The organism is Ruegeria sp. BI12 (assembly GCF_056537985.1).
The window spans coordinates 534,721-559,751 of sequence record NZ_JBQFSL010000002.1 but is presented as its reverse complement, the minus strand read 5'-3'; the positions used below and the strand labels follow the sequence as shown (position 1 = coordinate 559,751).

The window sequence follows — 25,031 nt, the reverse complement described above, 5'->3', positions numbered from 1 at the left end:
ACATGACCAAGATCACCTTTATCGGGGCAGGTTCCACGATATTCATGCAGAATATCGTGGGCGACGCCCTATTGACCCCCGCATTGGCCGACAGCCACTTTGCTCTGATGGACATCGATGCAATGCGTCTTGCAGAAAGCGAGGCCGTCACCAACGCGATGATCCGTTCTGTCGGAACAGGAGCGACCGTTTCCACCCATGCCGACCGGCGCGCCGCCCTGGAGGGTGCCGATTTCGTCATCACCGCTTTTCAGATCGGCGGCTATAAGCCCTGCACGGTCACGGATTTCGAGATTCCCAAACAATACGGTCTACGCCAGACCATCGCCGACACGCTTGGCGTCGGAGGCATTATGCGCGGTCTGCGCACGGTTCCTGTGTTATGGGACGTCGCACAAGACATGATGCAGCTCTGCCCAAACGCGACGCTGCTGCAATATGTAAATCCGATGGCAATCAACACATGGGCTCTGGCTGAGCGTTTTCCGACACTAAAGCATGTCGGCTTGTGCCATTCGGTCCAGAATACGGTCGAGGAACTGGCGCACGATCTGGACCTGCCCAAGGACGAATTCCGCTACAAAGTGGCAGGCGTGAACCACGTCGCCTTTTTCTTGAGGTTAGAGCACGACGGGCGCGATCTCTACCCTGCATTGCGGCAAGGGTATGCCAGCGGACAAATACCAAAACCACCACTGTTGATGCCGCGTTGCGCCAACAAGGTGCGGTATGAAGTGATGGATCATCTGGGCTACTTCTGCACGGAAAGTTCCGAACACCTAGCGGAATACGTACCGTGGTTCATCAAAGACGGCCGACAGGACCTGATCGAGCAGTTCAGCATCCCTCTTGATGAATACCCAACCCGTTGCGAGGAACAGATCGCCAGTTGGAAGGAACAGGCAAAGACCCTGACTGACGGACGTGACATTGAAGTTACCCGCAGCCATGAATTCGCGGCCGACTTGATGAATGCGATCATGACCGACACCCCTTACGTGGCGTATGGAAACTTGCCGAACACCGGACAAATCCCGCAACTTCCGCTTGGTGCTGCTGTAGAAACCCCATGTCTTGTGGACACCAACGGCGTGCAACCTTCGGTCGTCACCGACATTCCACCGCAGCTGATCGCGTTGATGCGCAGCCAGATCAACGTGCAGGAACTGACGGTACGGGCATTGGTTGAGCAGAACCCCGAACACATTTATCACGCCGCCATGATGGACCCGCATACGGCCGCTGAACTGGACCTGCGTCAGATCCGCAGTTTGGTTAGTGACCTGTTGGTGGCACACGCCGATTGGTTGCCAGACTGGTGCAAACCCGCCAAGGCGGCCTGATCCCAATTTAAGAAGGCTGAAAAACAATGACAAAAAAACGCCGCTCTCAGCATTGGTATGGCAAGCTGGACAAGGATGGCTTTATCCACAGATCGTGGATGAAGAACCAAGGCTTTCCCGATCACGCCTTCGATGGTCGTCCGATCATTGGCATCTGCAACACTTGGTCGGAACTGACGCCCTGCAACTCGGGCCTGCGGGATCTGGCCAAAGGCGTCAAACGTGGCGTTTGGGAGGCCGGAGGGTTTCCGGTCGAATTTCCCGTCATGTCACTGGGCGAGACCCAAATGAAACCCACCGCCATGCTGTTCCGCAACCTGCTGGCAATGGATGTCGAGGAATCTATTCGCGCCTATGGCATCGACGGCGTAGTCCTTTTGGGTGGTTGCGATAAGACCACGCCGGGGCAGCTGATGGGGGCCGCTTCGGTAGATCTGCCTTCGATCGTGGTCAGCTCTGGCCCGATGTTGAACGGGAAGTACCAGGGAAAAGACATTGGTTCGGGTACGGATGTTTGGAAATTCTCAGAAGCTGTACGCGCTGGTGAGATGACACTGAAGGACTTCATGAACGCCGAGTCCGGCATGTCGCGCAGCGCCGGGGTCTGCATGACCATGGGCACAGCCTCGACCATGGCGTCGCTGGTCGAAGCGATGGGCATGTCCCTCCCAACCAACGCCGCCCTGCCCGCAGTTGATGCCCGCCGGATGGCGCTGGCACACCTGACCGGCAAACGGATTGTCGAGATGGTCGATGAAGACCTTAAACCTTCGGACATCCTGACCAAAGAGGCCTTTGAGAATGCCATTCTGGCCAACGCAGCCGTTGGAGGCTCGACCAATGCGGTGGTACACCTGCTGGCCCTTGCCGGTCGCGTGGGTGTTGATTTGACGCTGAAAGACTTTGAAATCGGGTCGGATATCCCGCTGCTGGTGAACTGCATGCCGTCTGGAAAATACCTGATGGAAGATTTCTGCTACGCAGGCGGAGTGCCCGTTGTTCTGAACGAGTTAAAGACCTTCCTACGTCCGGCAAGGACCGTTCTGAACAAGGATATCTCGGCCCATTTTGAGGGCGCAGAGTGTTTTAACCCAGACGTGATCCGCCCATTCGATGATCCGGTGAAGCCTGCCGCGGGCTTGCGCGTTCTGCGCGGCAACCTCGCGCCAAACGGGGCCATCGTGAAACCCTCGGCCGCGACGGATACGCTGCTGGAAACTGAAGCTGAGGTCTACGTTTTCGAGAACATCGAGGATTTGAAAGCTAATATCGACCGGGATGATCTGCCAGTGACGTCCGAAACCATTCTGGTCCTAAAGGGCTGCGGCCCAAAGGGCTATCCCGGCATGCCCGAAGTTGGAAACATGCCAATCCCCGGAAAATTGGTCAAAGAAGGCGTGCGCGACATGATCCGTATCTCGGATGCGCGCATGTCAGGCACTGCATATGGCACCGTGATCCTGCATGTAAGCCCCGAGGCGCAAGCCGGAGGCACCTTGGCCCTTGTCAAAACCGGCGATCGTATCCGCGTGTCCGCCAGCAAGGGCGAATTGGAGCTGCTGGTCGATGAAAAGGAATTGGAAACCCGCCGCACCGCTTGGCAACCGGAAGATCCACACTACACGCGCGGTTACGCGAAACTCTATATCGACCACGTTCTGCAGGCCGACAAAGGCGCGGACCTTGATTTTCTCGTTGGCAAAGACACGCGCCTTGTAACCAGAGAGAGCCACTGATGGACAATCCAGCCACATTCCACGACCTAAACGGCGCGTCGGTCTACATCACCGGCGGCGGCTCTGGTGTAGGGGCCGCTCTGACGGATGGTTTTTTGGCTCAGGGCGCAAACGTTGCATTTATCGGCCGCTCAGACGCCACCGCATTTGTTGAAGAAATGCGAGACAAACACGGACGCGCGCCGCTGTTCATGCAGGGCGACATGACGGATACGGAATTGCTGCATGCCACGATGCAAAAAGCTGCAGAAGCGCATGGCCCGATAGACGCGCTGGTCAACAACGCAGCCAATGACAAACGCCACTCGCTTGACGAAACCACCCCCGACTTCTGGGACTGGATGATCGAGGTGAATCTCAAGGCCTACTATTTCGCCTGTCAGGAGGCCGCGCGCCAAATGGCTGGCAAAGGCGGATCAATCGTCAACTTCAGCTCAATCAGCTACATGATGGGGAATGCGGGATATCCGATCTACACAACGTCGAATGCCGGGATCACTGGGATGACCCGGTCCCTGGCGCGCGAGCTGGGGCCGCAAAAAATCCGTGTGAATGCGCTGGCACCCGGATGGGTTTTGACGCAAAAGCAACTTGATATGTGGGCCACGCCCGAAGACCTGGCGGCGCATTTGGAACGCCAGTGCCTGAAAGAACATCTGACACCCGATGACATGATCGCACCAACATTGTTTCTGGCCTCTGAAGCCAGCCGCGCAATGACCGGGCAGTGCATGGCCATTGATGGCGGCGTCGTAGTAACGGGATAAAGCCATGATTGCAGAATGGATTGCTGTCGACTGGGGAACGTCCCAACTGCGGGTCTGGGCCATGCAGGGTGAAACCGTGCTGGCGCAAACGCAGTCCGACCGCGGTATGGCGAGGTTAAACAGAGATGCGTTTCAACCTGCCTTGCTGAACCTGATTGAAGACTGGCTAGGCCCTGAACCGGTCGACGTTGTGGCCTGCGGTATGGTCGGTGCGCGGCAAGGTTGGGTCGAAGCGCCCTACTCGGCCGTACCTTCGGCTCCGCTGCCGGACACGCCGATACGGGTTCCTGGCACCGATGCCCGGATTCGCGCCTTTGTCGTGCCTGGCCTTAAACAGAACGCCCCACCGGATGTCATGCGCGGCGAAGAAACTCAGATCGCCGGGTTTCTGACAAGCCATCCGAACTGGGACGGTGTAGTCTGCCTGCCCGGAACGCATTCAAAATGGGTTCAGGTCAGCGCTGGTGAGGTCGTCAGTTTTCGAACGTTCATGACAGGTGAAATGTTTGAGCTTTTCTGCGAGCAGTCTGTATTGAAGCACTCAATCGATGACGGTTGGGATGCTGACGCTTTCGCGGAAGCCACAGCAGACGCATTGTCTAAACCTGAACAAATGGCCGCACGCCTGTTTGGTCTGCGCGCAGCGGATTTGTTACACGGACAAGACAAGGGAACGGCCCGTGCCAAGCTATCCGGGCTATTGATAGGTGCCGAACTGGGGGCAACCCGTCCCTATTGGTTGGGTCAGCAGCTGGCAATCATCGGCGCTGAAGGAATTTCCCAAATCTATGCCAACGCGCTGCGACAGCAGGGCGCTTTCGTGGACACCGCTAACGCAACCCAATGCACATTGGCAGGCCTGTCACAGGCCCGAAAACTTACGAGGCAAACTGCATGAGCCGCCCCATAATCGCCATTTTGCGTGGCCTGCAACCGGCAGAGGCAGTCAATGTGGGCATTGCCCTGATCGACGCCGGCATTGACAAGATCGAGGTGCCACTGAACTCACCCGACCCGCTGCACAGTATTGAAGTGTTGGTCAAATCAATCGGTGATCAGGCTCTGATCGGTGCCGGAACAGTTCTGACGCCCGAGCAGGCAGAGGCCGTTTCGCAAGTGGGCGGCAAACTGATAGTTTCCCCAAACTATGATGCCGAAGTCATTGGCCGTTCTGTCGCGCTGAACATGCAAAGCTGGCCAGGGGTCTATACCCCGACCGAGGCGTTTGCCGCACTTAAGGCGGGTGCCACGGGCTTAAAACTGTTCCCCGGTGTAACAGCCGGACCTGCTGGTCTGGCCGCGCTGCGACCAGTGCTGCCGACCGGCGCTTTGGTCTACGCAGTTGGCGGCGCCGGGCCTGAGAATTTTGGTGATTGGATCAAGGCCGGGGCGGATGGCTTCGGCATCGGATCGGCCCTGTTCAAGCCGGGAATGTCTGTTGCTGAGATAGCTACTCAGGCGAAACGGATCGTCTCCGCCTATGACGAGGCTATTGAATGAGCTTTGTCTTTGATGACCGGCCCTGTGAGCTTGGCGAAGGACCCCTGTGGCATCCTGAGCGCAAGCAACTGTTCTGGTTCGACATCATCAACAAACGACTGATGACTCAGATAGGGGGCGAACAACACAGCTGGCTGTTTTCAGAACATGTTTCAGCGGCTGGTTGGGTAGACCGGGACACTGTGTTGTTGGCCTCGGAAACCGGTCTTTGGCGATTTGGTCTGGCCAGTGGTCAAAAAGACCTTGTCGCCCCGCTTGAGGAGGGCAATTCGGTCACGCGTTCCAACGATGGGCGTGCCGATCCGTGGGGCGGATTCTGGATCGGGACGATGGGGATGAACGCGGAAAAAGGTGCCGGTGCGATCTACCGGTATTGGCAGGGTGAACTGCGCCAGCTTGTGCCCGCAGTCACAATCTCGAACGCGATCTGTTTTGCCCCGGACAGGTCTTGTGCATATTACACAGATACGGTCACGCAACAGGTCATGCGCTGGTCGCTGGATCCTGAAACAGGTTGGCCCGAGGGTCAAAGCACCGTGTTTTTGGACCTGCGCACTGATGGGCTGTACCCCGATGGTGCAGTTGTTGATGCCAGCGGCAATATCTGGATCGCCCAATGGGGGGCAAGCCGCATTGCTTGTTACGGCCCGATGGGACAATTCCGATCTGCCGTTTCCTGTCAGGCCGCACATACGTCCTGTCCTGCATTTGGCGGTGATGATCTGACAACGATGTTTTGCACCACGGCCCGTCAGGGACTTGATGCAGACACGATCAACAAACAACCAACCAATGGCATGACCTTTGGCGCCTTGGATGCCGGCAAAGGCCAGGCGGAGCACAGAGTCCTTCTATGAAACCAGAACTTGGCGTTTGCTATTATCCGGAACACTGGCCCGAGGCATTGTGGGCCGAAGATGCGGCTCGGATGGTGGAAACCGGCATAAGCTGGGTCCGGATCGGTGAGTTTGCCTGGAGCCGGATGGAACCTGTTCCCGGTGAAATGCAATTCGATTGGCTTGATCGCGCCATCGACACGCTTGGGGCAGCAGGGCTACAGGTCGTATTGGGGACGCCCACGGCAACGCCTCCGCGGTGGATGATTGAGAAGCATCCCGACATGCTGGCCGTGGATGCGCAGGGGAATACCCGCAATTTCGGCTCTCGCAGGCATTATTGTTTCAGCCATTCAGGTTATGTCGAAGAATCCGTTCGCATCGCGCGGATCATGGGCGAGAGGTATGGACGAAACCCGCACGTCGCGGCGTGGCAGATCGACAATGAATACGGGTGCCATGACACGATCATAAGTTACAGCCGATCAGCACTGAGTGCCTTTCGGAGTTGGCTAGAGGATCAATACGGCAGCATTAACGCGCTAAATGAGGCGTGGGGTAACATATTCTGGTCGATGGAATACGCCGAATTCGACCAGATTGATCTGCCCAATCTGACAGTGACCGAACCCAACCCCGCACATGTATTAGCGTTCCGGCGATTTAGTTCGGATCAGGTTGCAGCGTACAACAAGGCGCAAGTGGATGCGCTGCGGGGACTGACGGATGCGCCTTTGTTGCATAACTATATGGGGCGGGTGCTGGATTTCGATCATTTCAAGGTTGGCGACGATCTGGATATCGCCACTTGGGACAGCTATCCAATCGGTTTCCTCTCTGACCGGCTTGAGGCGGACGAAACGCACAAGACCACCTACCTTCAGCAAGGTGACCCTGACATGCAAGCGTTTCACCACGACCTGTACCGCGCGGTCGGCCGCGGACGTTGGTGGGTGATGGAGCAGCAACCCGGCCCTGTGAACTGGGCACCGTATAATCCGGCACCGTTACCCGGAATGGTGAGGCTTTGGTCGCTTGAGGCTATTGCGCACGGGGCTGAGGTCGTCAGCTATTTCCGCTGGCGGCAAGCCCCATTCGCGCAAGAGCAAATGCATGCGGGGCTGCTGACACCCAACAACCGCCCTGCCCCGGCGCTGGTTGAGGCGAAACAAACCGCAGACGCTTTGTCGGAACTGGGCGACATCGTTCAAACGCAGGCTCAGGTGGCGATCCTGTTCGACTACGCCTCGGATTGGGCGTGGGCAACACAGCCCCAGGGGGCGGGATTTGACTACTTTAGACTGGTGTTTTCGACGTATCGCGCCTTGCGGCGGGCGGGGTTGTCAGTAGACTTTGTTTCACAGGACACCCTTCCGCAAGACAGGTATAACATCATATTTGCTCCGGGGCTGGCAACGGTAGACCGCGATATTGAGCGTCGTCTGGGGGAGTCCTGCAATCTGGCCGTCCTGGGCCCACGCAGCGGGGCTATTACGCATGATTTCCAGATTCCAGAGGCGCGCCCCGGTCTGCATGGATTGAATTGCAATGTTGATCTTGTCGAAACCTTGCCACCAAACATACGGCGCAGCGTTGAAGGCGGCGGTGCGGCCCAACATTGGGTAGACAGGGTATCTGGCTCGGCCACCGACTTATTGCGATTTACAGATGGAACGCCCGCGCTGTCAGGAGATGACGACCTTTGGTATCTTGCAGGCTTCCCGGATGACGCATTGTGGAATCGGGTCGTCGAAATGGCCGCGCGCAAAACGGGTGTTGCCCTGTATCAGATGCCCGAGGGACTACGTCAGCGTGAAACGGCCACGCATGTGTTCCTTATCAACTACAACGCGCAACCGATCGCGTGGAACGGTAACGTAATCGACGCGTGCGATGTTGCCATCACAGAAAAAGATGCGCCCGAAAAGGTATAACCTCTCCGGGCGCACGCATTGGTCTTAGCTTCGATACCTACTGGTCGTTCTGCAGAGCATTGGGGTCGAACGCACCACCGAATCCACCATTGTTTGAAGGCGGAGTTTCGGTATCTGAACTCTCTTCCTCGGCATCGCTACCCAGAGCATTGGGTGCGAAGACATTACCAAAACCGCTGTTGTTGGACGGTTTCGGTGCGGATTGCTGTGCACCACCTTGTTCGGCTTCTTCTGCCTCTCGCTTTTTACGCTGTTCTTCACGCTGCTTGCGCAGCTCTTGGATGCGCTGTTCCGCTTCCAGGCGTTTCTGCTCTTTGACGTTGGCGATGCATTGACCAGGGTTGTAGGCCGTCGCGGTACCAACAACGGTGATCGTCGCCACTGCAAACACAACCAGCAGAACGGCCGCCATGTTTCCTGCAAAGAAGCTGGGTAGTTTGATTTTGCCGGCCAACTCCTCGACCGTGGCTTTCTTGCGCGCGGCAGCGACCAACTCCTGACGCTTCAACTTAGCCTCGTTCATCAAGGCAAAGAACACGGTCAGTGCCACGATGATAAAGGCCAGAGCCGAAATGGCGGGCGTGATACCGTACCGCACCTTTTGCGCCAATTCGATTGTCAGCGTCGGGTATTCACCAAAGGTGAAGGTGGTGGTGTTGTAGTTCTCGAACGAAGCGAGGAACGCCAACACTGCTGCGCTCGCAATTGCCGGACGCATAAACGGCAGCAGGATCTTGCGGAATGCCTGAGCATGCGTTGCACCAAGGTCAAGAGCAGCTTCGGTCAGTGCTATGTCATAGCGCTGAAGGCGCGCCACCAGAACCAACATGCAATAACTGGCGATAAAGGTAGACTGACCGATGACTGTCAGAAAGATACCGTTAGACAGGAAACTATCTGCACCCAGCCCCAGCATCCGGTTGATCCGGTCCCAGAACACCAGTGTCGATATCCCCAATACAACGCCTGGGATAAGGATCGGAGCAATGATGATCGTATAGTAGGTCGCCCGCAGTTTCGGCCAGATCTGCGTCAGCATCAGCGCCCCGGCCAGCCCCATTGCCACCGAAAGAACAACCGTTCCGGCCCCAATAATCAGCGAGTTTTTGATACCGTTCAGGATGCGCTGATCCTGAAACAGCTCGCCAAACCACTGGAAGGTCAGGCATTCCCACGGCGTCATTCTCGGGAAAGCCGAAGAGTTGAATGCCGTGACCGACATGATCACGAGCGGGCCCAACAGGTACAGGAAGAAAATGGCCAGATAGACCCAGATGCTTATGCGGAGGAAGGAATTATTCATTTCCCGATATCCCCCATGTTCACCTTGAACAGGCGCATCATCGCAAGCACGAACAGGATACAGGTCACCAGAAGTACGATGGCGTAGGCGGCGCCCTGCGGCCAGTCATTGTTGTCGTTAAACTGCTGATAGATAAGCTGCGTGAACCACAAACTGGACGGCCCGCCCAGAATCTGCGGCGCAGCCAGCGCTCCGGCGCTCAGCATGAACACCATGGTACAGCCCGAACTGATGCCTGGCTTGGCGTAGGGGATGACCACACGCCAGTGAATCCGCCACCAGGGCGCACCAAGATCACGCGCGGCCTCGATCTGGTTTCCATCCAGACTTTCGATCACGTTGTACATCGGGAAGATCATCAGCAGGATGTAGGCATAGCCCAGACCCGCATAGAGCGCGATGTCGTTGCGGATGAAGTCAAACGGTGTGTCCCAGATGCCCAGCCCCATGAACAGGGTGTTCAAAACACCGGTCTCACCAAAGATGATCCGCAGTGCAAAGGCGCGCAGGATCTCGTTGATCCAGTAAGGGATGATCAGCATGATCGCGAAGATGCGTATGTGGCTGCCTTTGGACTGACCCAAGTAGTAGGCAATCGGGTAACAGAGGATCAGGTTGAAGATCGTTACACAAACCGCGGCCAGCAGCGTTCGGAAAAAGACCCGAAGGTCGACTGCGTTATAGGACTGACTCCCGCCCTCGGGGCCATAGATAAGGTACTTGTAGTTCTCCAGCGTATAAACGTCTTTTGGCCCCCCGATCTCGGGCGGCGGTAGGTTGGGACGGAAGGAAAAGTCCAGCATCGACAGCTGGGGCAGGATGATCAGGCCGATTGTCCAGAAAAGGACAAGACCCAGTATCGCCGTACCCATACCGATGCCGTTTCGGTTGAAGAAGTCTTTCAGGAAGCCTGGCATGTCTGGCCCCCTTATTCCGCGGCCAATTCACCAGCCGGAACCAGAACCGCATTGCGGGTCTCGTACTCCAGCGTGATGTTCTGGCCTGTGTGGTCTTCGAAGGATTGTCCGAGGTTTGGCAAAGACACTTTGATTTCTTTGCCGCCATCGCCTTCGGTGAAGATGTTAAAGACGTTACCTTCGAATTCCTCGTGGTTCACACGTGCGGTGACAAAGTGATCGCCGGACGCACCATCTGCAGCGATCGCAAATGCTTCTGGGCGGATGAACATCATGGCGTCATCGCCTTCTTTCAGTTTGCCCTGATTGGCTGTCGAGATGCGAGCAACCAAATCACCGGAGCGGTTGGTCGCGATCAGCGCTTCGTTGCCCATAATTTGTTTAATTTTGCCGCGGAACACGTTGTTTTCGCCTACAAACGAGGCCGCAAAAGCGGTGTTTGGGTCGTTGTAGATGGTCTTGCCATCCGCGATTTGGTCAATCACCCCGGCCCGCATAACGGCGATGTTGTCCGACATAGTCAGCGCCTCACCCTGGTCGTGGGTGATGTAGATAAAGGTGATGCCAACCCGTTGTTGAATTTCGCGCAACTCGGTTCGCATGTGCTGGCGCAGTTTCAAATCCAGCGCTGAAAGCGGTTCGTCCAAAAGCAGAACATCCGGTTCCGCACAAAGGGCGCGGGCGATGGCGACACGCTGACGTTGACCACCCGAAAGCTCGCTGGGCAGTTTGTCCCCCTGCCCAGGCAAGGCGATCATGTCCAGAAGCTCATCCGCCCGTTTGCGGCGTTGAGCAGCACTGGCTCCTTTAATTTCCATCGAGAAGGTGATGTTTTCCCACACTTTCATCAGCGGGAACAAAGCAAGGTTTTGGAATATAAGGGCTGTTGGACGCTTGTTCGGGCCGATGCCCCGCATATCCTTGCCACCGATCAGAACCCGCCCTTCGCTGGGGTCCAAAAACCCGGATACCGCGCGCAGGATCGTGGTCTTGCCGCAGCCCGAGGGGCCCAGAAACGAAAAGAAGTCGCCCCCATTGATGTTCACGTTTGCATCCCTCACGGCGACAAAATCACCGAAACGGATCCACAGGTTTTCCAGATCTACACCGACCCCTGCACTCATTTTTGTTATCTCCGTTTGGCGCAGTTCCCCAACGCGCCGAAAATGCATCCGTCACGCGGTCAATGCGTGCGGGTTCATTGCCCTCCGCGCATTGGCGGAGGGCAGGGTTTCAAAGCGATTAGGCGCTTTTGAACTTGTTGACGAACTCAGTCCGGGTTTCGGCATACCACGGAGCCTCAGCAGGCCACGGGTTTAGATTTGCCAGCGAGTCGCCCGGATAGGCCTCGGCGAAGTTCTTCTTGTAGGTATCGCCGGAATACTGGTCGGCACCGAGAACCGGCGAGTTGTAGCCATGGCTGTCGATCGCCACACCGGCCGGTTTTGCCTGATAGGCAAAATCGATAAAGGCATAGACCTGATCGATATTTGCTGCACCAGACGGCATCGACATACCGTCAACCCATGCCATCGCGCCCTCAACCGGTGCCTGATAATGCACCGGCTCACCGGCCGATTTCAGCGCCAGAGGCGGACCGTCCCAGGTCTGGCCGACGACCACACCTTCGTTCAGCAAGCCGTTCTTCTGGGTGTCAGCGTCATTCCAGATCAGCTTGATCCGGTTTTTGCGTTCGATGCACCAGTCGGTGATCTGGCCCCAAACCTTGCGCATGGTGTCTTCGTCGCCGTATGCGGCCCAAACAGAACCCGGCTCCATTTCACCGGAGCGCTCCATATAAAGGCCAGCACCCAGCATCATCGAATGCGCGCGGCCCATGGTTTTGCCCGCATTCTCTTCCGACCAGACATCCCCGTATGACGGGGCGTCGCCTTCGGGCAGCCACAGGTCCGTGCGATAGGCAATACCTTCGGTGCCCCAGATATGCGGCAACCAATGCACGCCACTGTCACTAAAGTTCCAGGCATCGGTGCCAATCTGCGCCATCGCAGGGTTCACCAGATCAATCGGAACCTTGTTCATGTCGAAAGGCTGCAACAGTTCCAGCGGTTCCCACTGCAACGAGCGGTTATTCGTCGGCGATACGATGTCGAATCCTTGGCCCTTGGTGGCCTTCATCTTGTTGATGATCTCTTCGTTCGACCCGATGCCGGTGTAGTTAACTTTGATTCCAGTCAGAGTTTCAAACTCTTGCAAGAAAGCAGGCGGCAGATAGTCCGACCACATCAGAATGTTGATTTCACCCGAAGAGGCCAGCGCGCTTTTGCTATAAAGTGGTGCTGCCAGAGCAGCCGCGCCTGCACCTTTCAGGACCGAGCGTCTGGAAAGTGTATTCCGTTCAGCCATATTTTGGTTCTCCCGTTATTGGACTGTTTGTTATTATGGGTGCCACGCTAGAACTTTGCGGGGGCGTTGTCAGGCCAAAAGTGACAGAGTGGAAAATTCGTACGTCCGGACCGCAGATTAATCCTGCAAATATGGTTAGTTATCCCCTTGGCCGTTAGTGGCGTTTTGATAACAAAATAGCCGCCAATGGCACCGTTTCGTAAGAAACCGTCACAGGTGCCAGCCGAGGCAGGGACTGTGTTTCAGGCCTCAGTTGAGAAACGGAAACGTTACATTGCGCGCCCTACGACGCCAACGCCCAACGATCGGCTCGTTGAGAACACTTGCCTAGCCCGCACTATTTTTCGGGATGATTTTGGACAGGGGCTGTCACGCATCCGCGAACGGATCCGCACGATTTTTTGAATCACTGGGCACAAGCCACAGTTATTTTCTCATAGACAGCCCCTGGTGAAACAGGTGCACCTTGCCGGGATCCGCTGAAACAGCAACCGTTTGACCCCGCATGTTTTTTTGGACTCCGGGTAGTTTTGCGATTGTAGCGTCCTCGCCGTCATTGGCGGCAAAATACAGCAGCGTGACCTCTCCGAGTGCCTCGGTGAAATCCACAATACCTTCCATAATCGGGTTGCTTTCAACCGGGTAAAAATCTTCGGGGCGCACACCGATATTCACCTGCTTACCTTCATCAGTTGCATCGGTCGGGATGCTGGATACTGCGGTCCCTCCGCCATCAAGCTTTATGACTGTGTGTTCACCAGTCTGCGTGATGACTCCCGGCAAGAGGTTCATTGCAGGCGAACCGATGAACTGGGCGACAAACTCATTGTCGGGCGTTTCGTAAAGTTCAAGCGGGGTGCCGACCTGCGCGATCCCTTTATTGGCCAGAACGACTATCCTGCTGGCCAGTGTCATCGCCTCGACTTGATCGTGGGTCACATAAACCATCGTGCTGTCGGGCATTGCCTCTTTCAGGCGCGCGATTTCAATGCGAGTCGCAACGCGCAGTGCCGCATCAAGATTGGAGAGCGGTTCATCAAACAGATAGACCTTTGGGTCGCGCACGATGGCTCGACCGATTGCTACCCGCTGACGCTGACCACCGGAAAGGGCTTTTGGAAGCCGGTCCAGAAACGGCTCAAGCTGTAGAATGCTCGCGGCGCGCTCAACGGCTGCGTCAACCTCGTCAGCCGGCATTTTGGCGATCTTCAAAGCAAAGGCCATATTCTCGCGCACGGTCATATGCGGGTACAGGGCATAGCTTTGGAAGACCATCGCAATGCCCCGCTGCGCAGGTGGCACGTCGTTCATTACCTGACCTTCGATTTCAAGCGTTCCGCCCGAGATCTTTTCAAGCCCTGCAATCATACGCAGCAAAGTAGATTTGCCACAGCCAGAGGGCCCGACAAAGACGATCAGTTCGCCGCGCTCTATGTCCAGGTTGATGTTTTTTAGGACATCGACGTTGCCATAGGTCTTTGCCACGTCCGTAAGATTGAGTTCCGACATGGCTTACTCCTTTTCGCGCATCATCAAACAGAATTGAGCCGCGCCGAGGGCCATTGTCCCCGCCCCTTCGACGCCGCCCAGTTCTTGCCCGATAAATTGCCAGTTACCGTCAGGCAGTGTGACTTCCGTTCTGTCAGATCCCAGATTGAAAGCGCAGAAGATCTGCTCGGCACCGTCTTCACGAAGGAAGGTCAGGATCGGACCGGATTGTGCCATGTCGCGCTGCTGGCCAGACATTAGTGCGGAATGCGCGTGGCGCAGCGCAATGGCACGGCGATAATGTTGCAGCATGGAGTTTGGGTCTTGCTCTAACCTGTCTACTGCACGCTCGGCCTGAATTTGGCTGACGGGCAGCCAGGGGGCACCGGTACTGAAACCCGACTGTTCGTCCTGCGCCGCCCATACCATCGGGGTACGACAACCATCGCGACCTTTGAATTCCGGCCAGAATTCGATGCCGTAAGGGTCTTGTAGTTGTTCAAATGGCACGTCCGCCTCGGGCAAACCAAGTTCTTCGCCCTGATACAGGCAAGCCGATCCGCGCAGACACATCATGAGAACCGCGTGCTGACGGATGGCCGCATCGTCCAGCGCCCACCGTGTCGCGTGGCGCTGGACATCGTGGTTCGAGAATGCCCAGCAAGGCCAAGCGTCTCCGGCCTTATCTTCCAACTGATCAAACACCTGTTTGGCGTAAGCGGCAGTCAGGGCGCGTTTTTCCAAAAACTCAAACGCATAGCACATATGCATGCGTTTATCGCCCGAGGTGTATGCCCCCATGATCTCAAGACCCCGCTGCGCGTCGCCGACCTCGCCAAGGCAAGCGCGACCTTCATATTCGTCCGTAAGGGCACGCAAACGCTCGAGGAAGGCGATGTTTTCCGGCTGGCTTTTGGAGAAAAGGTGATCCTGATGATTATAGGGGTTCACCATCGGCGCAATGGAAGCATTTCGTTGATCCATTGGCAGGCCAGGATTGTCGCGCAGTTGCTTGTCGTGGAAGTAGAAGTTTATCGTGTCCAGGCGAAAACCATCCACACCCATGTCCAGCCAGAACCGTGCAACGTCCAGCAATGCATCCTGCACGTCTGGGCAATGGAAGTTCAGGTCCGGTTGGGACGTCAAAAAGTTGTGCAGGTAATACTGCAGGCGCCGGGAATCCCATTGCCACGCAGAACCACCAAAGATGGAAAGCCAATTGTTTGGTGGCGTTCCGTCTGGCTTTGGGTCAGCCCAAACGTACCAGTCAGACTTGGCATTCTCACGGCTAGACCGGCTTTCCTTGAACCAAGGATGCTGATCCGACGTGTGTGACAACACAAGGTCAATCATCACCTTCAGACCAATTGAATGTGCCTGCTCCAATAGGCCTTTGAAATCTTCCATTGTGCCGAACATCGGATCGACATCACGATAGTCGCTGACGTCGTATCCGAAGTCTTTCATCGGTGATTTGAAGAAGGGCGAGATCCAGATGGCATCGACGCCAAGCGACGCGATATAACCCAACCGTTGGGTGATCCCTTTAAGATCACCAATCCCGTCGCCGTTGCTGTCTTGAAAGCTGCGCGGATAGATCTGGTAAATCACTCCGCCCCGCCACCAATCGGCGGACGCTTTGGTTGCTTTATGTAGTTCTACGGTGTTCTGCACGTTCATCAGACGCCTCTACTTAACGGAACCGGCCAACAGACCGCGGACCAGATATTTTTGCATTGCGAAAAAGACGATCAGCGGGACGATGATCGAAACAAAGGCCGCTGTGGCAAGGATTTCCCAGTTGCCACCGCGCGTGCCCAAAAGCTCGACGATACGGTTGGTCATAACCGTGGTTTGCCCGGACGCGTCGATCAGGAACACCTTGGCAACCAGCAGGTCATTCCATGTCCAAAGGAACTGAAAGATTGCGAAAGATGCCAAGGCGGGAAAGCTGAGCGGCAGGATCAGTTTGGTGAATATCTGGAACTCAGTCGCCCCATCGACCCGCGCGTTTTCGATAAGGTCACGTGGCAGGCCGGCCATGTAGTTTCGTAGAAGGTAAATCGCCAGCGGCATCCCGAAACCGGTATGCGCCATCCAGACGCCCAGATACCCTTTGCCAATGCCAATATTCAGGTGGAATTTAAGCAACGGGATCAGTGCCAGTTGTAGCGGGACAACAAGCAGGCCAACGACAGCCGCAATAAGCAACGCGCGTCCGGGGAAATCCATCCAGGCCAGCGCGTAGGCCGCAAAAGCCGCCACAAGAATTGGAATGATCGTTGCCGGTATCGTCACGGTCAGTGTGTTGAAAAACGCACGTCCCATACTGTCGGTGCTGTCTTCTGCCAGAAGAACCTTGTGATAGTTGTCTAAGGTGAATTCAGGCGGCAACTCTGCAGTTACAAAAACCCGCGATCCGCGACTGCCGGTGAACTCGTCCGAGTTCTCCATGCGGTAATTTCCTGCGGCATCTACGGTGATTGTACCGCCCTTTCGCAGCTCAGCCGTTTCGCCGGGGGCAAAGGCATCAATCGCGCGAGAGCTGATTCCCCACTTTGAGATTGTCGCTTTAGTTCCTTCGTCAAACAGATTGCCTTCGATCACGTACATCCCGTTTTCCAGAACTTGGGTTTCGGGGGCAGCGCTGCGCAGTGTCAGGTTCTGCTCGGACGGAAACAGCGACCGCCACCAGCCGCTGGTTGCGATCTGATCCGCCGTCCGGAAGGACGAGATCAAAAGACCCAGAGTTGGCACAACCCACAGCACCACCAAAAAGATGACCGAGGCATGGACGACCCAGCGAAGGGCGGGTTTGGTTCCTGCAATATCGCTCATTGCCTTACTCCATCTCTTTCCGCGCGTTGCGCACATTCCAGACGAGAATCGGAGCCACCAGGAGCATAATAACCATGGCCGAAGCGGACCCGACGCCCCAGTCATTCGCTCGGAACAGCTTGTCGTACATGTAGTTGGCGAGAACCTGCGTCTCCCATTGGCCGTTGGTCATGGCGAAGACGATGTCAAAGACCTTGAGGACAGTAATGGTGATCGTGGTCCAGACGACAAGAATAGTGGTTTTGATCTGCGGTACCTTGATCCGAAAAAAGATCTGGAACGGGTTGGCCCCATCCAGAATTGCGGCTTCAATCGTTTCTTCGGGGATACCACGCAGGGCGGCCGACAGGATCACCATGGCAAAACCAGTCTGAATCCAGATCAGGACAACCATCAGCAAAAAGCTGTTCCAGAACGGTATCGTCAGCCATGTCTGCGGTTCGGTCCCGCCAAAGAAAATATACAGCGCATTCAGCATTCCAATCTGATCTTGTTCGGCCGGACGTGTGTCATAAACCAGCTTCCAGATAACCGACGCCCCCACGAACGAGATCGCCATAGGCATAAAGATCAGCGACTTGGCCAGATTCCCCCAACGAATGCGGTCGGTCAGCTGCGCCACCAACAGGCCAAACGCCGTCGACATGGCGGGCACAATGATCAGCCAGAACATGTTGTTGCGCATTGCTTCCCAAAACTTGGGCTCCTTGGCCATCTGGATATAGTTATCCAGCCCTACCCACTTGTAGCCGCCACCCGGGACACGATCAGTCAGTGACAGGCGCAGGGTCTCGACGACCGGATAGGCCAGATACAGGCCCAAAGCGGCCAGCGCTGGAAACAGGAACAACCAAGGCCGGATGATGTTCGCGCGGTTGATGTTGCGGCCAGCATTCGGCCCTCGAGGCGGGAACAGAACTTTGTCAAGAAACTGATTGGATAGGTAGAAATAGCCCACGCAACCTGACACGCCAATGGCGATGGTCAGCAGGCCCTGAAATGCCGGATGCATGCCGCTCTCCCTTGCGACGGTAGGTTCGGGCAACCCGGCTGTGCGGGTTGCCCAATCTCAGACGCCTTAGTCCAGCGCGTCCCACGAAGACTGGATTTCGTCGGCAACGTCCTGGGCAGATGTTCCGCCCGTATAGTCGACCATGCCAGTCCAGAAGGTGCCTGCACCAACGCCGCCCGGCATCAGGTCGGAACCGTCAAACCGGAAGGTGGTGGCCCCCAGAAGAATGTCGTTCATCTTCTTCAGCGTAGGGTCCGAGAAAACTGAAGTATCGACGCCTTTGTGCGGCGTTAAGAAACCGGTCAGCGCCATCCAGGTTTCGTGCGCTTCGGGCGTCTCCAGATATTCAATCAGTGCATGTGCGCCCGGGCTGTCATTGGTGATTGCCCAAACCGTTCCGGCACCAAGCACCGGACTACCAAGATCCTTGCTTTCGTAAGCCGGGAAATAGAAGAAGTCGGCATCTTCGCCCACAACCGTACCTTCAGGGAAGAAGGCCGGAATGAACGAGGCCTGACGATGCATGTAGCACTGCGGAGGGGAGCTGAACATGCCCTTCGGGCTATCGCGGAAGTCAGTCGTTGCGACGGCGCCTGCCCCACCGGCCACGTAATCATCGTTGCGCGCAAACGCACCGAATTCTTCGATCGCGGCGACAACCTTTGGGTCGTTGAACTTCAAGTCGTTGGCAACCCAGGCGTCGTAGTCTTCAGGCGGCAACGTGCGCAGCATCATGTCTTCGACCCAGTCGGTCGCGGGCCAACCGGTCGCGCCGCCGGAACCCAGGCCAATGCACCAAGGCGTTTCACCATCCGCAACTATCTGATCGGTCAGCGCCTTCAATTCTTCCATCGTGGTCGGGATTTCATAACCGGCGTCTTCGAAGTTTTCCGGAACAAACCAAACCAACGATTTCACGTCGACCTTGTAAAAGAAGCCATACAGATGATCCTGTCCGTCCGGCCCCTGGTACGTCCCAAGATCAACCCAAGACTGACCCGCCGCATAGTTGTCGCGAATCCAGTCTGCCGTTCCGTCAGCCAGTGGTGTCAGGAAACCCGCTCTGGCCATGTCCGCAGCCAGACCGGGCTGGGGAAACACTGCAACATTGGGTGCCGATCCAGCCTCGGCATCAATTCTGATCTGCTGCTCAAAGCTGTCCGAGCCGACATAGGTGTACTCATGCCCGGTCGCTGCGGCGAAGCCATCCAGAACCTTTTCGACATTTTCCTGATCAGGCCCCAACCATGGACCGAACACGGTGACCTTGTCGGCATACGCCGCGCCCGCCATCAGGGCGAACGCGGCCGCGCCTGTATAAAGCGAGTGTTTCATGAAGTTTCCTCCCAACTTTGCTCGCGCCCCGAGACTCATTTTCAAAGCGCTTTGGATATCGCACTTTATCCGCTAACATCCAATTTATGTCAATAATCTGTTTACTGATGTCTATATTATCAATATTTAGAGCGGTAACGGCAATATACAGCGGTCGGGCATGATATGCTCGAAATCCGCAAAAAGCAAAATTTGAAGGCGCTTTGAGGCGAAGATGAATCTAAAGCAGCTCTCAGAAATCCTTGGCTTATCTCAAACCACGGTCAGCCGCGCACTGAACGGCTACCCTGAGGTGAACGAGGATACGCGCCAGCGAGTTCAAGCCGCCGCTGCCAAGCACGGCTATCGCCCCAACAGCCGAGCAAAAGGGCTGGCGACCGGGCGGTCGATGGTTATCGGGCATGTGATTCCCAGCTCATCCCAACATGAAATGGTCAACCCAATCTTCGGCGACTTTGTCGCCGGTGCGGCCCGCAAATACTCGGATCATGGGTATGACATGATGTTCACCAATGCGGATGACACTTCGATTGAAGAAGCTTATCGCAGTCTTTTCCAGCGCGGCGCCGTAGATGGAATTGTTTTGCAAGGCCCCAAAGTCAACGAACACCGAATTGAAGTCCTGAATCGAATGGGAGTGCCATTTATCGTACACGGCAGATCAACCGGGGTCGACGTGCCTTATGACTGGATCGACGTGAACAACAAAAGCTCATTCCTGCGCGCCACACGGTTTCTGATCGACCTTGGACATAGGCGGATCGCCCTGATCAACGGGCTTGAGGATATGGATTTCGCTCAACGTCGCCGCGACGGATATCTTGAGGCACTTCGCGACGCAGGCCTCTCACCCGATCCCGATTTGATGCGCAGCGCCGAGATGACCGAGGTCTATGGCCACCATGAAACACGCGATATGTTGCGTCTGGATGACCCACCGACGGCAATCCTGACCGCCTCTATGATATCCGCTATCGGAGTGCGCCGTGCGCTAAACGAAGCGGGCTTGAAGATGGGCAAAGACGTTTCGGTCATCGCCCATGACGACGACCTTTCTTACCTAAAGAACGGGCAGGATGTCCCCATTTTCACGGCCACACGGTCATCCGTACGTCGAGCCGGAGAAATGGCCGCTGAAATGCTGATCGAACGCATCAAATCACCGGAAGACCCGGTTAAAACTAGATTGCTGGAGGCCGAGCTGGTAGTTGGCGGCTCGACCGGCCCCGCTCCCAACAGGTTCTGAAAAATGAAATACACTCGTTCGGACTTCCCCAAAGACTTTCTCTTTGGTGTCGCAACCTCGGCTTATCAAATAGAAGGCCACGCACAAGGTGGTGCGGGGGAAACCCATTGGGATAGCTTTGCCGCTTCACCCGGAAACGTGGTGCGAAACGAAAATGGAGATCTGGCCTGTGACCACCTGAACCGTTTTCCACAAGACTTCGACCTGGTGCGGGACGCGGGTTTTGATTGCTACCGGTTCTCGACAAGCTGGGCGCGTGTTTTGCCTGAAGGGCGTGGCCCCGTTAATCAGGCAGGCCTCGACTATTACGACCGGCTCGCCGACGCGCTGCTGGAACGCGGCATTCGGCCCTGTGCGACCCTGTATCATTGGGAATTGCCCTCTCCGCTTGCTGATCTGGGCGGCTGGCGCAACCGGGATATCGCAAGCTGGTTTGCCGATTTCACCGAGGTCATCATGGGCCGCATCGGCGACCGTATGTACAGTGTTGCGCCGATCAATGAGCCGTGGTGTGTCAGCTGGCTGAGCCACTTTGAAGGCCACCATGCACCCGGAATGCGCGACATTCGCGCGACGGCACGGGCCATGCATCATGTTCTGCTGGCTCATGGTCGCGCCATTGAGGCGATGCGCGGTCTGGGGATGTCGAACCTGGGTGCTGTGTTCAATCTGGAATGGGCCGCGCCCGCTGATGACAGCCCCGCCGCGCGCAAGGCGGCTGAGCTTTATGACGGGATTTACAACCGGTTCTTCCTTGGCGGCGTGTTCAACAAATCCTATCCGCAAAACGTGCTGGACGGGTTGGAGCCTCATCTTCCTTCTGGCTGGCAGAACGATTTTGAAACCATCGGCACGCCTGTCGATTGGTGCGGCTTGAACTATTACACCCGTAAACTGATCGCGCCTGCTGATACGTCGTGGCCAAGCCTGAAAGAGGTTCCCGGACCGCTGCCCAAAACCCAAATGGGGTGGGAGATCGAACCAGACGCCCTGACCCGCTTCCTTACACGCACGATGCGCGATTACACAGGTGATCTGCCGATCTATGTAACGGAAAACGGCATGGCCAGCCCTGAACGTCGGCAGGATGATGACCGCATTGACTACCTCAACCAGCACTTTGGCGCTGTTCAAAAAGCGCTGAACGAAGGCGTTCCAGTCAAGGGTTATTTCGTCTGGTCGCTGCTGGACAATTACGAATGGTCCTTTGGTTATGAAAAACGGTTCGGGTTGGTCGATGTCGATTTCGATACGCTCGAACGGACGCCCAAAACCTCTTACAAAGCGTTGAAATCCGCGTTGTCCGGTGGGGCTGTTTCCCTGCCGATGGCTCAACCTGCCGGAACCATGCATGAACATTGGAATCTTGTTGCGGACATTGGCGGCACAAACACACGTCTGGGTGTCATCTCGAACGGAGAGCTGACTGACCTTCGCAAACACCCAACCGGGTCGCTGCCAGAGCTTCTGGATGCGTTTCACAGCCTGCGCGACGAGATTGGTACCGATCCACGCGCCGTCGTTGCGGCCGGAGCCGGACCCGTCAAGGATGGGACAATCCGGTTGACGAATGCGCATCTTGACCTGTCTGAACGTGATATCGGCAAAGCTACGGGCGCCCAGCATACGTTTGTTATCAATGACTTCACCGCCGCCGCCTGGTCAGTTGCCGAAATCACCGGAGACCATGTTGAGGTCTTGCAAGGGGCAGATACACCACCAACCGGAACGCGATTGGTCGTAGGCCCTGGTACTGGCCTTGGCGTCGGCGCATTGCTGTATTCGGAAGGGCGGTATCATACCGCGTCGGGCGAAGGCGGCCATGTCGGCCTGTCGCCTCGGCACGAGGATGAGGTCGAAATCTTCAAGGCAGCGCGCCAAATCGCGCCCGAGTGCTTCTTTGATAACAGTCTGGTGCTCGAAGCTGAAATGTTCCTCAGCGGCACCGGCCTTCCCATACTATACGAAGCCGCAAGCATGGCATTTGGGCAGGCAGATGCGCCGAAGCGCAGCGCTAAGGACATACTGCAGGATGCGCTTGCGGGCTCCGATCCTATCGCCGTCAAAACTGCGCTTATGTTCAAAACCCATCTCGGGGCTATCATGGGTGACCTCGCCGTAGCGTACATGCCGACAGGTGGTGTTTTCCTCGTGGGTGGCGTCGCCGAGAAAAACCGTTGGTTGTTCAAGGATGTGTTCCGGGATGCCTTCAATGCTGGTGGGCGGTTCAGCGAACTGCGGCGGTCAATGAACCTCTATGTGTCAGAACAGGATGAATTTGGCATTGTTGGCGCTAACAATTTCTGTAAAAGTGCGCTCGCGCGGTAAACTGGCCGCCTGACCTGATTACAGAAAGGACCACGGCATGATTTTGTGCTGCGGTGAAGCCCTGATCGACATGATCGCCGAGCCAACCGTTTCTGGGTCGCGCGGATTCGTGCCCCACTCCGGTGGCGCAGTGTTCAACACAGCCGTAGCGCTGGGTCGGCTAGGCGCGCCAGCGGGTCTTTTGACCGGGCTATCGTCGGATATGTTCGGACAGCAACTGGCGGACGCGCTGCAAACCAGCCATGTAGACGCCAGCCATGTGATCCGATCGGATCGCCCGACGACACTGGCCTTTGTCCAGTTGGAAGATGGCCATGCCAGCTACAACTTTGTCGACGAAAACTCGGCCGGGCGCATGTTGACCCCTGAGGATATGCCAAAACAATTGCCTGCTGCGTCAGCGCTGTATTTTGGCGGGATTAGCCTGGCGTGCGAACCCTGCGCGGATGCTTATGCGGCCCTGCTTGAGCGTCACGGAGCGGACCGAGCGGTCATGCTGGATCCAAATATCCGGCCTGGATTTATCAAGGATCAAACGCGGTATCGTACCCGGCTAAACCGTATGATTGCACAATCTGACATCGTCAAAGTCTCGGATGAGGATCTGGACTGGATCGTTCCGGGACCTGAAACACTGGCCGAGAAAGTACCTTTGCTGCTGCAAGCAGGCCCGGCCGTCGTCATCGTAACGCGCGGCAGTGATGGGGCCTCGGGATATTTGGCAGACGGGTCCGAAACCTCGGTGCCTGTCAAGGCGGTCGAGGTCGTCGATACCGTGGGCGCAGGAGACACGTTCAACGCAGGTGTTCTGGCCGAGTTGGACGGCGCAGGTCGATTGACAAAGGCCAATCTACGAACGCTGGGCCCGGATGATCTGCGTGCGGCGTTGACCAAGGGGGCAGACGTGGCCGCAATCACAGTTTCCCGCGCCGGAGCAAACCCGCCCTGGGCACATGAACTTTGACCCTACGAGGGACCGAGATGAAAAGATCTGATATCAATACCATCAAATCCGAGGCCGAGGCATTCATACGCTCATTCGGCGCTGTTCTGCCCCCATTTGCCAACTGGTCTCCGGAGCAATTGCGCAGCACCCAGGCGCAAGACATACGCGACCGCGGGCTTGGGTGGGACATCACCGATTACGGCCAAGGCCGGTTTGATGAACTTGGCCTGTTCCTTTTTACCTTGCGCAACGGCGATGTGCAGGATCTGAACAAAGGTCGCGGGATGCTTTACGCCGAAAAGCTTTTGATTTCCAGAGACAAACAACTGTCGCCAATGCATCGCCACATCATCAAGGCCGAAGACATTATCAACCGGGGCGGCGGCGACCTGGTTATGGAGATTTATGCCTCGGACCCTGAAGGCGGCATTGACAGAGACAATCCGGTGGTCGTTCCCAGCGACAGCTGCCCCGTCACCATCCAACCCGGCGAGTTGCTGAGGCTGAAGCCCGGCCAGAGCGTCACCCTGATGCCCGGCATTTGGCACGCATTCTGGGCGGAAAAAGGTGACTGCCTGATCGGCGAGGTTTCAACAGTGAACGATGACCGAACCGACAATGTGTTCGAGGATCCCATCCCACGCTATGCAACGATTGAAGAAGATGCCGAGCCGGAGTTCCTGCTGGTATCGGACTATTGATAGGGAGTTAGCGCGCACGTCGGCCTGTTTGCGCCTCATCCGAGCCCGGTGCTGGTAGCAGCATCGGGATAACACCCTTTCCTGAATTCAAAAAATCGAATTAAACTGAGCCGGGACAAAGGAAAAGTCGCGAGCCTGATTTTTGCGCGGCCATCGAAGGACCTGAGAGATGGTAACCAAAGCACAGTTAGAAGCCGAAGTCGCAGAATTGCGACGTCAGCTGGCCGAACAATCCAGCAACTCAGCGTCAAAAGACGACAAACAAGCCGATCCGGATAAATCTATGTCGGACGGAATTGTCGAAACCCTGGACGAGTGGTCAACGCAGCTGGAAGAAGTCATGACTGAGTTAGAGGAATTTCCCCACAAAAGGCCGATCCTGTTCGCCCTGGGGATTTTCACGGTTGGCTATCTTCTAGGCCGTTCCCGGTAGG

Annotated in this window: 21 protein-coding genes and 1 pseudogene; 13 read left to right on the top strand and 9 right to left on the bottom strand. The window is 56.3% G+C overall.

The annotated features are described in order from the left end of the window. Window positions 1-2 precede the first annotated feature (2 nt). Genes melA through ACR0AK_RS15765 form a run of 7 tightly spaced genes read left to right on the top strand, consistent with a single transcriptional unit; the run spans window position 3 to window position 8,116 of the window. Window positions 3-1,343: an alpha-galactosidase gene (gene melA / locus ACR0AK_RS15795; protein ID WP_480794019.1), complete on the top strand. Its 1,341-nt coding sequence runs from the start codon at window positions 3-5 to the stop codon at window positions 1,341-1,343. Between the two features lie 26 nt (window positions 1,344-1,369). Further along, window positions 1,370-3,079 carry an IlvD/Edd family dehydratase gene (locus ACR0AK_RS15790; protein ID WP_480794018.1) on the top strand — a complete coding sequence of 570 codons (1,710 nt, stop codon included), beginning with the start codon at window positions 1,370-1,372 and terminating at the stop codon, window positions 3,077-3,079. Beyond that, complete coding sequence (locus tag ACR0AK_RS15785; RefSeq protein WP_480794017.1) at window positions 3,079-3,846, top strand: SDR family NAD(P)-dependent oxidoreductase; 768 nt, start codon at window positions 3,079-3,081, stop codon at window positions 3,844-3,846. The genes ACR0AK_RS15790 and ACR0AK_RS15785 overlap by 1 nt, the downstream gene beginning before the upstream one ends. Before the next feature lie 4 nt (window positions 3,847-3,850). Then, window positions 3,851-4,744, top strand: a complete 894-nt coding sequence (locus ACR0AK_RS15780; RefSeq protein WP_480794016.1) for a 2-dehydro-3-deoxygalactonokinase — start codon at window positions 3,851-3,853, stop codon at window positions 4,742-4,744. Then, window positions 4,741-5,346 (top strand): 2-dehydro-3-deoxy-6-phosphogalactonate aldolase, encoded by a 606-nt coding sequence (locus ACR0AK_RS15775; protein WP_480794015.1) that lies wholly within the window; start codon window positions 4,741-4,743, stop codon window positions 5,344-5,346. Before ACR0AK_RS15780 ends, ACR0AK_RS15775 begins: the two co-directional genes overlap by 4 nt. Beyond that, window positions 5,343-6,203, top strand: coding sequence for an SMP-30/gluconolactonase/LRE family protein (locus ACR0AK_RS15770; protein ID WP_480794014.1), 861 nt, complete (start codon window positions 5,343-5,345; stop codon window positions 6,201-6,203). The genes ACR0AK_RS15775 and ACR0AK_RS15770 overlap by 4 nt, the downstream gene beginning before the upstream one ends. Next, the gene (locus ACR0AK_RS15765; protein WP_480794013.1) at window positions 6,200-8,116 is read left to right on the top strand and encodes a beta-galactosidase; all 1,917 of its coding nucleotides are present in this window, start codon (window positions 6,200-6,202) and stop codon (window positions 8,114-8,116) included. Before ACR0AK_RS15770 ends, ACR0AK_RS15765 begins: the two co-directional genes overlap by 4 nt. 37 nt (window positions 8,117-8,153) lie before the next feature. On the opposite strand, the gene ACR0AK_RS15760 is transcribed toward ACR0AK_RS15765, so the two are convergent. The 9 genes from ACR0AK_RS15760 to ACR0AK_RS15720 form a co-directional block, all read right to left on the bottom strand. Then, window positions 8,154-9,419 carry an ABC transporter permease gene (locus ACR0AK_RS15760; protein ID WP_480794012.1) on the bottom strand — a complete coding sequence of 422 codons (1,266 nt, stop codon included), beginning with the start codon at window positions 9,417-9,419 and terminating at the stop codon, window positions 8,154-8,156. Beyond that, window positions 9,416-10,336 carry an ABC transporter permease gene (locus tag ACR0AK_RS15755; protein WP_170559879.1) on the bottom strand — a complete coding sequence of 307 codons (921 nt, stop codon included), beginning with the start codon at window positions 10,334-10,336 and terminating at the stop codon, window positions 9,416-9,418. The genes ACR0AK_RS15760 and ACR0AK_RS15755 overlap by 4 nt, the downstream gene beginning before the upstream one ends. A gap of 11 nt (window positions 10,337-10,347) precedes the next feature. Next, on the bottom strand, window positions 10,348-11,460 hold the full coding sequence (locus ACR0AK_RS15750; protein WP_480794011.1) for an ABC transporter ATP-binding protein: 1,113 nt from the start codon (window positions 11,458-11,460) through the stop codon (window positions 10,348-10,350). Between the two features lie 118 nt (window positions 11,461-11,578). After that, window positions 11,579-12,703, bottom strand: coding sequence for an extracellular solute-binding protein (locus tag ACR0AK_RS15745; protein WP_170559877.1), 1,125 nt, complete (start codon window positions 12,701-12,703; stop codon window positions 11,579-11,581). A gap of 426 nt (window positions 12,704-13,129) precedes the next feature. Beyond that, the gene (locus ACR0AK_RS15740) at window positions 13,130-14,212 is read right to left on the bottom strand and encodes an ABC transporter ATP-binding protein (RefSeq protein ID WP_480794010.1); all 1,083 of its coding nucleotides are present in this window, start codon (window positions 14,210-14,212) and stop codon (window positions 13,130-13,132) included. Window positions 14,213-14,215: 3 nt separating this feature from the next. Then, window positions 14,216-15,871 carry an alpha-amylase family glycosyl hydrolase gene (locus ACR0AK_RS15735; RefSeq protein ID WP_480794009.1) on the bottom strand — a complete coding sequence of 552 codons (1,656 nt, stop codon included), beginning with the start codon at window positions 15,869-15,871 and terminating at the stop codon, window positions 14,216-14,218. Window positions 15,872-15,880: 9 nt separating this feature from the next. Beyond that, entirely contained in the window at window positions 15,881-17,029 is a 1,149-nt protein-coding gene (locus tag ACR0AK_RS15730) for a carbohydrate ABC transporter permease (RefSeq protein ID WP_480794008.1), read from the bottom strand. Between the two features lie 4 nt (window positions 17,030-17,033). Continuing rightward, on the bottom strand, window positions 17,034-18,041 hold the full coding sequence (locus tag ACR0AK_RS15725) for a carbohydrate ABC transporter permease (protein ID WP_170559873.1): 1,008 nt from the start codon (window positions 18,039-18,041) through the stop codon (window positions 17,034-17,036). Between the two features lie 66 nt (window positions 18,042-18,107). Then, window positions 18,108-19,376, bottom strand: coding sequence for an ABC transporter substrate-binding protein (locus ACR0AK_RS15720; protein ID WP_480794007.1), 1,269 nt, complete (start codon window positions 19,374-19,376; stop codon window positions 18,108-18,110). 214 nt (window positions 19,377-19,590) lie between these two features. Between ACR0AK_RS15720 and ACR0AK_RS15715 the strand changes: the two genes are divergently transcribed. The 6 genes and pseudogenes from ACR0AK_RS15715 (at window position 19,591) to ACR0AK_RS15690 (ending at window position 25,030) form a co-directional block, all read left to right on the top strand. Further along, on the top strand, window positions 19,591-20,622 hold the full coding sequence (locus ACR0AK_RS15715) for a LacI family DNA-binding transcriptional regulator (protein WP_170559869.1): 1,032 nt from the start codon (window positions 19,591-19,593) through the stop codon (window positions 20,620-20,622). Between the two features lie 3 nt (window positions 20,623-20,625). Further along, window positions 20,626-21,927, top strand: a pseudogene (locus tag ACR0AK_RS15710) (GH1 family beta-glucosidase); the annotation flags it as partial. A gap of 21 nt (window positions 21,928-21,948) precedes the next feature. Further along, on the top strand, window positions 21,949-22,950 hold the full coding sequence (locus ACR0AK_RS15705; RefSeq protein ID WP_480794524.1) for a glucokinase: 1,002 nt from the start codon (window positions 21,949-21,951) through the stop codon (window positions 22,948-22,950). 37 nt (window positions 22,951-22,987) lie between these two features. Then, window positions 22,988-23,914 (top strand): carbohydrate kinase family protein, encoded by a 927-nt coding sequence (locus ACR0AK_RS15700; protein ID WP_170559865.1) that lies wholly within the window; start codon window positions 22,988-22,990, stop codon window positions 23,912-23,914. A 17-nt stretch (window positions 23,915-23,931) separates the two neighbouring features. Further along, entirely contained in the window at window positions 23,932-24,597 is a 666-nt protein-coding gene (locus ACR0AK_RS15695) for a D-lyxose/D-mannose family sugar isomerase (RefSeq protein ID WP_170559863.1), read from the top strand. Between the two features lie 169 nt (window positions 24,598-24,766). Then, window positions 24,767-25,030: a hypothetical protein gene (locus tag ACR0AK_RS15690; RefSeq protein WP_170559862.1), complete on the top strand. Its 264-nt coding sequence runs from the start codon at window positions 24,767-24,769 to the stop codon at window positions 25,028-25,030. The last annotated feature ends 1 nt before the right edge of the window (window position 25,031 follow it).

What these genes read in the sequence shown, in the direction of transcription:
- melA (WP_480794019.1), top strand. Translation starts at nt 3, where the DNA reads ATGACCAAGATCACCTTTATCGGGGCAGGTTCCACGATATTCATGCAG.
- ACR0AK_RS15790 (WP_480794018.1), top strand. Translation starts at nt 1,370, where the DNA reads ATGACAAAAAAACGCCGCTCTCAGCATTGGTATGGCAAGCTGGACAAG.
- ACR0AK_RS15785 (WP_480794017.1), top strand. Translation starts at nt 3,079, where the DNA reads ATGGACAATCCAGCCACATTCCACGACCTAAACGGCGCGTCGGTCTAC.
- ACR0AK_RS15780 (WP_480794016.1), top strand. Translation starts at nt 3,851, where the DNA reads ATGATTGCAGAATGGATTGCTGTCGACTGGGGAACGTCCCAACTGCGG.
- ACR0AK_RS15775 (WP_480794015.1), top strand. Translation starts at nt 4,741, where the DNA reads ATGAGCCGCCCCATAATCGCCATTTTGCGTGGCCTGCAACCGGCAGAG.
- ACR0AK_RS15770 (WP_480794014.1), top strand. Translation starts at nt 5,343, where the DNA reads ATGAGCTTTGTCTTTGATGACCGGCCCTGTGAGCTTGGCGAAGGACCC.
- ACR0AK_RS15765 (WP_480794013.1), top strand. Translation starts at nt 6,200, where the DNA reads ATGAAACCAGAACTTGGCGTTTGCTATTATCCGGAACACTGGCCCGAG.
- ACR0AK_RS15760 (WP_480794012.1), bottom strand. Translation starts at nt 9,419, where the DNA reads ATGAATAATTCCTTCCTCCGCATAAGCATCTGGGTCTATCTGGCCATT.
- ACR0AK_RS15755 (WP_170559879.1), bottom strand. Translation starts at nt 10,336, where the DNA reads ATGCCAGGCTTCCTGAAAGACTTCTTCAACCGAAACGGCATCGGTATG.
- ACR0AK_RS15750 (WP_480794011.1), bottom strand. Translation starts at nt 11,460, where the DNA reads ATGAGTGCAGGGGTCGGTGTAGATCTGGAAAACCTGTGGATCCGTTTC.
- ACR0AK_RS15745 (WP_170559877.1), bottom strand. Translation starts at nt 12,703, where the DNA reads ATGGCTGAACGGAATACACTTTCCAGACGCTCGGTCCTGAAAGGTGCA.
- ACR0AK_RS15740 (WP_480794010.1), bottom strand. Translation starts at nt 14,212, where the DNA reads ATGTCGGAACTCAATCTTACGGACGTGGCAAAGACCTATGGCAACGTC.
- ACR0AK_RS15735 (WP_480794009.1), bottom strand. Translation starts at nt 15,871, where the DNA reads ATGAACGTGCAGAACACCGTAGAACTACATAAAGCAACCAAAGCGTCC.
- ACR0AK_RS15730 (WP_480794008.1), bottom strand. Translation starts at nt 17,029, where the DNA reads ATGAGCGATATTGCAGGAACCAAACCCGCCCTTCGCTGGGTCGTCCAT.
- ACR0AK_RS15725 (WP_170559873.1), bottom strand. Translation starts at nt 18,041, where the DNA reads ATGCATCCGGCATTTCAGGGCCTGCTGACCATCGCCATTGGCGTGTCA.
- ACR0AK_RS15720 (WP_480794007.1), bottom strand. Translation starts at nt 19,376, where the DNA reads ATGAAACACTCGCTTTATACAGGCGCGGCCGCGTTCGCCCTGATGGCG.
- ACR0AK_RS15715 (WP_170559869.1), top strand. Translation starts at nt 19,591, where the DNA reads ATGAATCTAAAGCAGCTCTCAGAAATCCTTGGCTTATCTCAAACCACG.
- ACR0AK_RS15705 (WP_480794524.1), top strand. Translation starts at nt 21,949, where the DNA reads ATGGCTCAACCTGCCGGAACCATGCATGAACATTGGAATCTTGTTGCG.
- ACR0AK_RS15700 (WP_170559865.1), top strand. Translation starts at nt 22,988, where the DNA reads ATGATTTTGTGCTGCGGTGAAGCCCTGATCGACATGATCGCCGAGCCA.
- ACR0AK_RS15695 (WP_170559863.1), top strand. Translation starts at nt 23,932, where the DNA reads ATGAAAAGATCTGATATCAATACCATCAAATCCGAGGCCGAGGCATTC.
- ACR0AK_RS15690 (WP_170559862.1), top strand. Translation starts at nt 24,767, where the DNA reads ATGGTAACCAAAGCACAGTTAGAAGCCGAAGTCGCAGAATTGCGACGT.